9 protein-coding genes are annotated in these 11,344 nt (G+C 70.1%); 8 read left to right on the top strand and 1 reads right to left on the bottom strand.

Annotated elements, in window-relative coordinates:
• The first annotated feature begins 235 nt into the window (after nucleotides 1-235).
• The 3 genes from ACZ55U_RS37990 (at nucleotide 236) to ACZ55U_RS37980 (ending at nucleotide 3,689) form a co-directional block, all read left to right on the top strand.
• Nucleotides 236-619 carry an effector-associated constant component EACC1 gene (locus ACZ55U_RS37990; RefSeq protein WP_465534023.1) on the top strand — a complete coding sequence of 128 codons (384 nt, stop codon included), beginning with the start codon at nucleotides 236-238 and terminating at the stop codon, nucleotides 617-619.
• A gap of 52 nt (nucleotides 620-671) precedes the next feature.
• Nucleotides 672-2,153 carry a hypothetical protein gene (locus ACZ55U_RS37985; protein ID WP_465534021.1) on the top strand — a complete coding sequence of 494 codons (1,482 nt, stop codon included), beginning with the start codon at nucleotides 672-674 and terminating at the stop codon, nucleotides 2,151-2,153.
• Between the two features lie 600 nt (nucleotides 2,154-2,753).
• Entirely contained in the window at nucleotides 2,754-3,689 is a 936-nt protein-coding gene (locus ACZ55U_RS37980; protein ID WP_465534019.1) for a ribosome-inactivating family protein, read from the top strand.
• 622 nt (nucleotides 3,690-4,311) lie between these two features.
• Here the strand turns inward: ACZ55U_RS37980 and ACZ55U_RS37975 are convergent.
• Complete coding sequence (locus tag ACZ55U_RS37975; RefSeq protein WP_465534017.1) at nucleotides 4,312-6,369, bottom strand: amylo-alpha-1,6-glucosidase; 2,058 nt, start codon at nucleotides 6,367-6,369, stop codon at nucleotides 4,312-4,314.
• Nucleotides 6,370-6,578: 209 nt separating this feature from the next.
• Between ACZ55U_RS37975 and ACZ55U_RS37970 the strand changes: the two genes are divergently transcribed.
• The 5 genes from ACZ55U_RS37970 to ACZ55U_RS37950 form a co-directional block, all read left to right on the top strand.
• A complete protein-coding gene (locus ACZ55U_RS37970) occupies nucleotides 6,579-7,571 on the top strand; it encodes a LacI family DNA-binding transcriptional regulator (protein ID WP_465534015.1) in 993 nt (330 codons plus the stop codon).
• A gap of 58 nt (nucleotides 7,572-7,629) precedes the next feature.
• The gene (locus tag ACZ55U_RS37965; protein WP_465534013.1) at nucleotides 7,630-8,883 is read left to right on the top strand and encodes an extracellular solute-binding protein; all 1,254 of its coding nucleotides are present in this window, start codon (nucleotides 7,630-7,632) and stop codon (nucleotides 8,881-8,883) included.
• Complete coding sequence (locus ACZ55U_RS37960) at nucleotides 8,873-9,958, top strand: carbohydrate ABC transporter permease (protein ID WP_465534011.1); 1,086 nt, start codon at nucleotides 8,873-8,875, stop codon at nucleotides 9,956-9,958. The genes ACZ55U_RS37965 and ACZ55U_RS37960 overlap by 11 nt, the downstream gene beginning before the upstream one ends.
• Nucleotides 9,945-10,931 (top strand): carbohydrate ABC transporter permease, encoded by a 987-nt coding sequence (locus ACZ55U_RS37955; RefSeq protein ID WP_465534009.1) that lies wholly within the window; start codon nucleotides 9,945-9,947, stop codon nucleotides 10,929-10,931. Before ACZ55U_RS37960 ends, ACZ55U_RS37955 begins: the two co-directional genes overlap by 14 nt.
• A gap of 57 nt (nucleotides 10,932-10,988) precedes the next feature.
• Nucleotides 10,989-11,344 (top strand): trehalase-like domain-containing protein (locus ACZ55U_RS37950; RefSeq protein ID WP_465534007.1); only part of this gene is annotated, 356 nt, incomplete at its 3' end.

The following is an 11,344-nucleotide window of genomic DNA, read 5'->3' as shown; positions in this document are numbered from 1 at the left end:
CTACGAACGCAAGGCCGACCACTTCGCCGCCTTCGCCAGCATCGCCGCCGCCCTCATCTGCACCCGCCGACTCCCCAAATGAGATGAATTCTTAGGTTCAGTAGACGTCGCCGACCTGTTGCAGGGCTTGGAGGCGTCGCTCGAACTCTGAGCGGAGGTAAGCGTAGGGACGGGTGCCGTACGCGGTGCAGCTTTCGTATGCGGGATCGCCGAAACGGCCACAGAGGTGCGGACGATGCGGCAGAATGCCGCCTATCGCCTACCGGAGGGGGGAGTCTTGAGCCTTCAGCTTCACGTCACCATGGCAATCGAACTCGTCGCCGACTTCGAAGATGTTTTCGACCGTGCAGAAATCGAGGGGCTGGACTTCCTGGAACCCGACCCTACCAATCCATCGCTGAATTCGAGCACGGCAGAGACCATCATCGTGTCGTTGGCCTCGGCCGGCGGGGTGAAGGCGTTCAAGGATCTTCTTGTGGCATACATCAACAGCCGCAGGGCAAAAATTACCGTCCGCAACAAGAACGGCGTGTCCGTCACCTTCGAGGGGCCCATCGAGAGCCAGAGGGAGGCTGTGAAGCTTGTCGACCGGGTCACGTCTTCAGAGCCACAGGAATGAATACAGCGGAACTCGATGGCATTCCAGCCTCGGATCGCTGGATCCACATGCGATGCACCTGCGCCTATCCCTGCCCGAATCAGGGTCCCCTGAGGAGGAGTACGCCCCCGCCGTCGCAGCACTCCTGCACGAGCGTCACCACTGGCTCCAATCCGTGGGAACAACGGCCGGGCTGTTTTCTACTTTGATCCTTGAACTGCAGAACGGGATCATCGCGGGAGGAATCCCCCTCCCGGAGCTTCAGGACAGGGATCTGCCCCTGCTCGAGAGCAGGTTCTCAAGGAGCGTTCACCTACTGGCATGGGAACGCTTCGAGGCAAACAGGAGGGTGTTCTGGGGATGCCGCCAGGGCAATCTGAATGAACTGATCAACGATGGCCGCGATGTCGAGTTCGAAGCATTCTCGGACCTGATCGAAGATATGCTACGCAAGTGCTCGCCCAACAATTCCGCACTGGCGAACCACATCGATGAGTTGTGGTCGAGATTCCCGAACGACTCAGGCCCCATGGCGATACCCAGGGAGCGCGGATGGATCCTGGGCGCCCGCCATGTGATGGAAGATGCGGCAAGGCTCTCAGAACAGTACCGCCTGATCTACCACAGATTCCAAAGAACCGGAGCGGAGACGGACGTTGCGGGGGCGTTCACCGACACGGCGAAGATCTTCTCCGGAATCTACGGAAGGATCAGGAATTCATTCCACGCCGAGCACGGATATCGCGGCCCTCAGATCGACCTTGCCCTGGCTTTTCTTTGTGATGCCGCACTGAACATGTACTACCCTCCCGTGCTGCCCCCGAGAGGGTCCCTGGTCACAGGGCCTTGGAATCCGGCAGCACACCTGTTGGACATGACCCGCCACCTGAAGGGGTTCGATCTCGATTCGCTTGTCAATCCTCTGGATCCCGAAGAAGTAAGGAACTTCATCTTCCGCCTACGCAACCACGTTCTGGCGCAAGATCCGGACATCTTTCACTTCGACGTCCCCGGCGCCTTCATGGAACGCGTCTACGGCGACCATGAGCCGGGCGAAGAACCGGGCGAGAACAGAGAAGACACCATCGAATCGACATCACCTACCTGGCGCATCAGCCATATCTTGAGCGAGAGTGCACGCGCATACAAAGTCAGAAAAGAGGCTCCTGAGTTCTTCGTTTTCCCTGCATGTCGCTACCTGGCAGACCGTCACGACTTCCGGCGCACCTTCGATGATTTGACGCCCCCACTCCTCTCGTATGGTCCTGGCGGAATCGGCCCATCGGCGACACACAAGAGATCATTTGACATCTTCCTTTCGGGGGCCATGCAGTCCGAGGTTCTGCGTGGCGTAGTAGCGCATGATGCAACCGGCATCGCCGAGAAAATCGCGCCATACCTGCACACCGGTTTGGAGGAAGGGTTTGGCGTGGCCGTGGCGGAAAAAGTGCTCTATAGCCTGTTCGGAGCGGATCTGGCGTCAAAAATTCTCAATGCCGCCGTAAGAGTGGCGCGAGAAGGACATCAGGCGAGCGCGGAAGAGCGGTCGCGGTGAGCCGCTTCCATAGCCGCCCCAATCCCCGAAGTCTCAGGTCGGACAATTGCCATTGCGTGCCTTCCCGTTGGCCCTGGGCCCGAGCTGCGAGGTAGTCGCCCCGGTCGCGCCGGACGTAAGCGGCCCGGCGAAGTGCGGTGCGACGGTGCATCCCGGTCACGTCGGCGAGGATCAGGCTGAGCGGCGAGCTGGATGTGCGGTCGACTTTGCTGTCAGCGTCTTCGGCTGTGCGGATGCTGCACGGCTGTGCAGGTGCGACGGCGAGGCTCGGTGTTCCGGAGGGCGGTCGAGGGGGTGGGTTCCACACTTGCTGGTCGACCCATGAGGCGGTCATCGATGGACCGTCAAATCACCTCAGTAAAAGTGTGGTTGGGATGAGTGCGGGCGGCCGCTGGTCATGTCCGGCGTTGCGCGCCCCGTGGCCTGTGCGGTGGCTTGTTCGGGTCCGTCGTGGGCCGCCGGCGGGGTCGATCGACCCCGACCCAGTCGGATCCCCCGTGGCACGATTCTGCCCGTCAAGATCACCACGGCGCGTCGCAGCGCCGCTCCGGGCCGGACCGATCCTCAGGATCGCGGACCCGGCGGGCAAGAGAGAAGACGATGAAGAGGCACAGCACCGTCCGCGCACGGCTCCGTTCGCTCCTCGTGGCAGGCGCGGGCCTGAGCATGGCACTCACCGGCGTCCTCGGCGGGGGTGCCGGGACCGCCCAGGCCTTCACCGGGTGGCACCGCATGTCCCACGTGTGGCTCGACCTGTCGGAGTACGGCCCGTCCGGGGACCAGCGGATCGCCTACTCCAACTTCCTGGCCAGCCTCCGGGCGGCGGTGGCCGCCCCCAGCCTGGACCGCACCCAGGGCGAGAACATCGGCTTGGTCATGGTCTCGCTGACCGCGCCCGACGACCGGGGCCAGCGCCGCCACATCGACCTGTGGGTCAACCCCTCCAACCTCTACGTGTGGGGCTTCACCAACGAGAACGGCGTCACCTACCAGTTCAACGACATCGACAACGCCCTCAGGGACCGGCTCGGGGAGACCAACACCCCGGCACCGCAGGTCAACCCCAACGTCCAGACGCTGCCCTTCGGTTCGAACTACAACTCGCTGACCCAGGCGGCCGGCCGGGGCCGGGAGGCCATGCCCATCAGCTTCACCGACATGCGGTACTCCATCGTGCAGCTGGCGGGCGAGAACAACCCGTGGGGCGACAGCCAGGCAACCGCCCGGTCCCTGAGCCTGATGATCCAGGCCGTGGCGGAGGCCGCCCGGTTCAACGACGTCGAGGGCACCTTCCGCGCGGCGATGAACGGGTGGGACGTCAGGACCCTGCCGATCGAGCAGCAGTGGCTGGAGAACAACTGGGACGCGCTGTCCCGCCTCGATGTGACGCTCCACGGGGACGAACCCGCGGCCAACCCGCTCTGGATCCCGGAAGTCGGGCTGATCAACAACCGGACCACCCTGCGCCGGTACGTGCGGCTGACCATGGGCGTCCCCCACGCCGACAACGGGGACTGGAGCCACGACGAACTCTGACGGCTCCGTGCGGGACCGCCGCCGCGCCCTCCTCGGGTGAGTAGCGGTACCCGACCCGGAGGTCACGGCGATCGCGCGAACTTCGATGCGTGTCAGTCTCGTTCGGGTGATCGCTCCTCGGCCGACGCACCGGAGAAGGGCATCCCGCACAGGCCGGTGATGTCGAACACCGAGCCATCAGGCGGCCCCGGTGTCCCCCTGCGGCGTGTTCGTCGTCCGCGTCCGGCGACGGCGCGGAAGGTGGCGCCAGACAGGGTCGTCGCCGCTCTCACGTCCGAAGCGTGACAGTACGACGGCCCGCATGGCAGCGGAGCGGCCCAGCGCAGCGAGGCGGTCTCGCCGCCGCGGCACGCGCTGCGGCCGAGCGGCCGGTCGGTCGTGGACTCGCCGTGGAGCACCGGCCCGCCGCGCAGGCCGCGTTCCCGCCTCCTGTCCGGGGAGCACGGGGAGTGCCGGGGAGCACCCGGTGGACGTCTCCTGGGCGGGGGCCGGCGGGCCCGGCGGGTGGGCGTGTCGTGGCCGCCAGGACATACCGCGTCGGCCCCGGTCCCCGCAGGGGCCGGGGCCGACGTGCGCGCGGCCCGGCCGGCGCGCGGTCGGCGGACGGCCGCGCCGGCGCCGGTCAGTCGGCCACGGTGACGGTGAAGCCCTCCGGCGCCCGCAGCTCGACCCGGCCGGTGTGGTCGGTCGTCACCCCGATCGGCTGCCCGGCCACGGTCAGCCCGTCGATCCGCAGCGACTCGAACCCGGCGGGCACCCGGGCCCGGACCGTCAGCCGGCGGCCGGGCGCGTCCGCCTCCAGGCCGAGCACCGACTGCAGCACGGTGACGGCGGAGGCGGCGGCCCAGGCCTGCGGCCGGCAGGAGGCCGGATACGGGACGGGCCGGGCGTACTGCTCGCGCGGGTGGCCGCCGAACAGTTCGGGCAGCCGGTGGTCGAAGGCCGCGGCGGCGCGCACCAGCCCGGCGGCCAGCGGCTCGGCGGCCTCGTGCAGCCCGGCCCGGGAGAGGCCGTGGACGGCGATGGCGCTGTCGTGCGGCCAGACCGAACCGGTGTGGTAGCCGAGCGGGTTGAAGCCGGCCGCGGCGGCGTCCAGGGTGCGCAGCCCGTAGCCGCTGGCCATGCCGGGGGCGGTGAGCCGGCGGGCCACCAGTTCGCTCTCCTCGGCGTCCAGCAGTCCGGTGCCCAGCAGGTGGCCCATGTTGGAGGCGATCGAGTCCACCCGGCGCTTGGCGCCGTCGAGGGCGACCACCGGGTAGCGGCCGTCCGCGTCCTCGGTCCAGAAGTGGGCCCGGAAGCGTTCGCGCAGCCGCTCGGCCCACTGCCGCCAGTGCTCGGCGCCGGGGCGGTCGAAGGCCTCCAGCAGGTCGGCCGCGGCGAGCGCCGCCTCGTGGGCGTACGCCTGGACCTCGCTGAGCGCGATCGGGGCGTCGGCGATCCGCCCGTCGCGGAAGCGGATGCTGTCGGAGGAGTCCTTCCAGCCCTGGTTGGACAGGCCGCGGCCGGTGCTGTCCAGGTACTCCAGGAAGCCGTCGCCGTCCGCGTCGGCGTACCGTTCCAGCCAGCCGAGGGCGGCCTCGGCGTGCGGGAGGAGTTCCTCGACCTGGTCGGCGGGCAGGCCCCAGCGCCAGGCGTCGTGCAGCAGGACGAGCCAGAGCGGGGTGGCGTCGGCGGTGCCGAAGTAGCTGGGGGGCAGGTGGGATCCGGTGTCGAGGTGCTGCTCGGCGCGGCGGACCTCGTGCAGGATCTTGCCGGGCTGCTCCTCGGTGGCCGGGTCGGTGGTGCGGCCCTGGCGGCGGGCGAGGGTGCGCAGGGTGCCGGCGGCGAGTTCGGTGCCGAGCGGCAGCAGCATCCGGGCCGCCCAGAGCGAGTCGCGGCCGAACAAGGTGAGGAACCACGGCGCGCCGGCGCCGAGGAAGGTGTCGGCGGGGCTCAGCGGGTCGGCGAGCAGCAGCCCGCGCAGGTCCCGGTGGGAGCGGGCGAGCCAGCGGCCGAGGTCGTGGTCGCGGCCGGTGACCGAGGGGGGGTTCCAGGGGGTGGCGTCGGCGGGCGGGGCGGGGAAGAGGTCGCCCTCGCGGTGTTCGGCGGTGCACTCCAGGACGGCCTGCCAGGTCTGGCCGGGGGCCAGTTCCAGGTCGTAGCCGAGGGTGCCGGTGGCGGCGTCGAGGTGGTCGGGGGCGGGGTCGAGTGCGAGGACGGCGGTGAGCGGGCCGTCGTTCCAGCGCAGTCCGTCCGGCTCGGCCGCGGGGGTGCGGGGGGTGCCGGTGCGGCCGGCCTTGACGGTGTCCATGGCGGCGAAGTCGCTCTCGGCGCGCAGGTCCAGGCGCAGCCGGGCGGTGAGGTCGCCGGCGTTGCGGACGGCGAGGTGTTCGACCAGGCGGCCGGGCCGCAGGTCGCGGCGGCGTTCCAGGGTGACGGCGGGGTCGGCGGTGGCCTCGGCGAGGCCGCGCAGCACGGTGACGAAGGTGGTGCTGCCGTCGGGGCCGTCGGCGGTGGCGACGGGCGCGTTGGGGATCCCGGCGACGGTGGCCTCCAGGCGGGAGAGGATCCGCCGGTCGCCGTGGAAGAAGCCGTCCGCGCCCTCGCCGATCCGGCCGTCGGGGCGCGAGGCGCAGAAGCTCGGGGCGGCCACGGAGAGCCGGGTGTCGTGCAGGAACGGCTGCAGCTCGGTCGCTGACATGGTCTCTTCATCCTCTGCTGGGGGCTTGACAGTTGCTTCCACCCGGGCGCAACCTTTCTGCCGTTGGAGCGTTCCAAGACATTAACTCCCCTGGCGGGGAGGATGGAACCCCCGGTTGGAACGCTCCAACAAACGTGTCGATGAAGACAGAACCTAGGATCGCCGTCATGCATGCACACTCATCGCCCCGGCCCAGGGCAGGGTCCGCCGTGACCCTCGAAATGGTCGCCGCCCGGGCCGGCGTGGGCCGTCAGACGGTGTCCAACGCGATCAACTCGCCCGAGCTGCTGCGCCCTCAGACGCTGGAGCGGGTCAGGCGCGCCATCGACGAACTCGGCTACCGGCCCCACCGGGCCGCCCAGGCGCTGAAGACCAGGGCCAGCCGGCTGATCGGCTACGGCATCCGCTCCAGCAGCACCGGCGTCCCCACCCCCGTCCTGGACCGGTTCCTGCACTCGCTCTCGGAGGCCGCCGACGGGGCCGGCTACCGGGTGGTGCTGTTCGCCGTCGCCCCCGGGGACGACGAACTCACCAGCTACCGGCAGCTGCTCGACGAACACGGCGCGGACGGCTTCGTGCTCAGCGGCACCGACCGCGGCGACCGCCGCCAGGGCTGGCTGCACGAGCAGGGCGTCCCGTACGTCGCCTTCGGCCGCACCTGGACCGGCCGGGACGTCGGCGACTGGGTCGACGTGGACGGCGCCGCCGGGACGTCCGCCGCCGTCCGGCACCTGGCCGGACTCGGCCACCGCAAGATCGGCTTCCTGGGCTGGCCCAAGGGCTCCGGCGTCGGCGACGACCGCGCCCGCGGCTGGCAGAGCGCGATGCGCGAGCTCGGACTGTCCACCCGGGGCCGCCGGGCCGAGAGCCCGGACGACCCGCAGCGCGCTGCCGAGGCCGCCGAGCGGCTGCTCGCGGCCGGCACCACCGCCGTCGTCGCCGCCAGCGACACCCTGGCCCTCGGCTGGTACCAGGCGCTGCGCCGGGCCGGCCGCACGCCGGGCCCGGACGCCGCCGTCATCGGCTTCGACGACTCGCCGATCGCCCCGCTGCTGTTCCCCTCGCTCTCCAGCCTCGCCCAGCCGCTCGACGCCGTCGGCCACGCCTGCATGCGGCTGCTGCTGGAGCGGCTCGGCGACCGCCGGCGGCCGACCGAACACGTCCTGCTGGAACCCGAGTTGGTGCTGCGCGAAAGCGTGTGACGCCGCTCCCCCGAGCCATCTCCACCCACCCCCCACCACCCTCGCAAGGAGATCCCGCATGGCCACCTCCCGCACCCTCGCCGCGGCCGCCGTCTGCGCGGCCGTCGCGCTCGGCGCCGTCACCGGCTGCTCCTCCTCCGGCGGCTTCGGCGACTCGTCGGCCAAGCAGTCCTCGGGCGGCAAGCAGGACCTGACGGTGCTGATCGCCACCTCCGGCGAGGCGGAGACCGCCGCGGTCAAGGCGGCGACCGCCGCCTGGGCGCAGAAGACCGGCAACACCGTCACGGTGCAGATCGCCAGCAACATCAACCAGCAGCTCGGCCAGGCCTTCGCCGGCGGCAACCCGCCGGACCTCTTCTACGTCAACTCCGACCAGTTCGCGAACTACGCCAAGGGCGGCTCGCTGTACGCCTACGGGGACCAGATCCCGGACGCCGCGGACTTCTCAGAGCAACTGCGCAAGGCCTTCAGCCACGACGGCAAGCTCACCTGCCTGCCCAAGGACAGCTCCACCCTGGGCCTGGCGGTCAACACCGCCCTGTGGCAGCAGGCCGGCCTGACCGAGGCCGACTACCCGACCACCTGGCAGCAGCTCTCCGACGCCGCCGCCAAGCTCACCAAGGACGGCGTCACCGGCCTGGTCACCGCCCCCGACTACCAGCGGCTGGGCGCCCTGATGAAGGAGGCCGGCGGCTGGATCACCAACCCCGAGCAGAACGCGATGACCGCCGACAGCCCGGCCAACAAGCAGGCGCTGGAGTACCTCCAGTCCATGATGAAGGCCGGCTCGGCCAAGTACGTCGCCGAGGTGGACGCCGGCTGGGGCGGCGAGGCGCTCGGCAAGGGCAAGGCAGCGATGACCATCGAGGGCAACTGGCTGAAGGGCGCGATGGCCAAGGACTACCCGAACGTCGGCTACAAGGTGCTCCCGCTGCCCGCCGGGCCGGCCGGCCCCGGCACTCTCGCCTTCAGCAACTGCTGGGGCATCGCCGCCAAGAGCGCCCACCAGGCCGCCGGCGTGGACCTGGTCAAGCACCTGACCTCGGCCGAGCAGCAGCTGGAGTTCTCCAAGGCCTTCGGTGTGATGCCCTCGCGCACCAGCGCGCTCGCCACCTACGCCGGGCAGTACCCGGAGTCCAAGGCCTGGGTGGACGGCGTCGCCACCGCCCAGGCGCCGGTCACCATCGCCGGCTTCAACCAGGTGCTCACCCAGTTCAACACCGACCTCCAGTCGCTGAGGACCGGGGACGCGGCGGCCATCCTGGGCACCCTCCAGCGCAACGGCGAGCAGGCCCTGAAGAATGCCAAGTAAGCGCCCCATACACACCACCCGCGCCCGGACCGGGCGCGGCCTGCGCGAAGGGGCCTGGGGCTGGCTGTTCACCGGCCCCATGGTCCTCGTACTCGGCCTCTTCATGGTCCTGCCCATCGGAATGGCCCTGTGGGTCAGCCTGCTGCACTGGGACGGGCAGTCCAACCCCTTCAGCGGCAGCGCGGACTTCGTCGGCCTGGACAACTACCGGCGGCTGTTCACCGAGGACGGCCTGGACCGCGCGCTCTTCGCCACCTCGATGCGCAACACCCTCTACTACGTCCTGCTGACCGTCCCGCTCCAGACGGTGCTGGCACTCGTCCTCGCCATCACCGTCAACCAGCGGCTGCTGCGCGGCCGCGGCGCCCTGCGCACGGTGTTCTACTTCCCGTCCGTCACCAGCTCGATCGCCGTCTCGACGGTCTTCCTGTTCCTCTTCCAGGGCAGCGGCGCCGTCAACCGGATGCTCGGCTGGCTGGGCGTGCGGGGGCCGAACTGGTTCGCCGACCCGCGCGGACTGGTCTGGCTGGTGCTCGGCTGGTTCGGCGTCGACCAGCCGGCCCCCGGCGCGGGCGGACCGCTCGGACTCTCCTGGTCCGAGTGGTTCGCCGGCCCCTCGGTCGCGATGTGCACCCTGATCCTGATGGCGGTCTGGACGACCTCCGGCACCTTCATGCTGATCTTCCTCGCCGCCCTCCAGGACATCCCGCGCGAGCTGGAGGAGGCCGCCGCCCTGGACGGCGTCAACCGCCGGCAGCTGCTGCGCCACGTCACCCTGCCCGCTCTGCGGCCCGTGCTGTTCCTGGTCCTGACCCTCGGCCTGATCTCCACCTGGCAGGTCTTCGACCAGGTCTACGTGATGGGCAAGGGCGCCCCCGGCAACACCACCCTCACCCCCGCCTACCTGTCCTACTCGGCCGGCTTCGACAACGCCGACTTCGGGCAGGGCGCCGCCATCGCGTTCGTCCTGCTCGGCCTGATCCTGCTGCTCACCGCCGTCCAGCGGTGGGTGCTGCGGGAACGGGACGGCAGGGCGCGAGGCGGCCGGAAGGGAGCCCGCCGTGCCGCGCACTGACGCCCCGCCGACCGACACACCACGCGCCGACGCCCCGCCGTCCGGCGCCTCGCGGGCCGGCACCACGCGCGCCGGCACCACGCGCGCCGGCACCTCGCGGGCCGAGGACCGGCCGGTCCTCGGCCGCTTCCCCCGATCCCTGCGGTACCTCGGCCACGCCGCCCTGGTCGGATTCGCGCTGCTCTACCTGCTGCCGTTCCTGCTGCAACTGGTGAACAGCGTCAAGACCGACCCGGACGCGGCCGCCCACCCGATGTCCCTGCTGCCGGACGGCGGCACCCTCGCCTCCTACCGGCGGCTGTTCGGCCTCGCCGAGGGCGTGGAGAACGTCCCGTTCCTGCGCTGGCTGGGCAACAGCGTGGTGGTGACCGTCCTGGTCACGGCCGGCCGGGTGCTCTTCGACTCGATGGCGGGCTACGCGCTGGCCCGGATCAGGTTCCCCGGCCGCCGGCTGCTGTTCGCCTTCGTGCTGGCCGTGATGGCGGTGCCCGGCGTGGTGCTGCTGATCCCGAAGTTCCTGGTGCTGAAGAGCTTCGGCATGTTCGACACCTACGGCGGGATGGTCCTGCCGCTGCTGGTCGACGCCGCCGGGATCTTCATCATGAAGCAGTTCTTCGAGTCGGTGCCGCGCGAGATCGAGGAGGCGGCGCGGATCGACGGCGCCGGCACCTTCCGGATCTTCTGGTCGGTCGTGCTGCCGATGTCCCGGCCCTCGCTGATCACCCTCACGGTGCTCTCCTTCCAGGGTTCCTGGAACGAGTTCACCCACTTCCTGGTCTCCACCCAGTCCAGCGACCACGACACCCTGACCACCGGCCTCGCGCACTTCGTCGCCGGCGGCCTCGGCTCCGGCAGCCAGTACCCGCTCAAGCTGGCGGCGGCGCTGGTCTCCACCGTCCCGGTGGCCGTGCTGTTCTTCTGCTTCCAGCGGCACTTCGTCCGCGGCGCCAACTCGGGCTCGTCCAAGGGCTAGGGACCAGTCCCGCAGCCCGTCCTTCCCTTTCGATACCGACCTCTCCCGGAGGAGCCCGTGCCCGCCCGCATCGAGGACTACGCGCTGATCGGCGACATGCAGACCGCCGCCCTGGTCGGGCGGGACGGCTCGGTCGACTGGCTCTGCCTGCCCCGGTTCGACTCCCCGGCGGTCTTCGCCGGCCTGCTCGGCACCGACGAGCACGGCTTCTGGCGGATCGGCCCCGGCAGCGGCGCCACGGAACCCGGCGCACCCGCCGACCGGCGGCGCTACCGAGGCGACTCCCTGATCCTCGAACAGGAATGGGACACCACCACCGGCACCGTCCGCGTCACCGACTTCATGCCCCCACGCCCACTCGCCGGCAAAGACGCCGTCCCCCAGATCATCCGCATCATCGAAGGACTCTCCGG

Source organism: Kitasatospora sp. NPDC034533, assembly GCF_055575155.1.
Note: the sequence above shows the minus strand (reverse complement) of the source record. Positions and strands in the feature narration are given on the sequence as shown.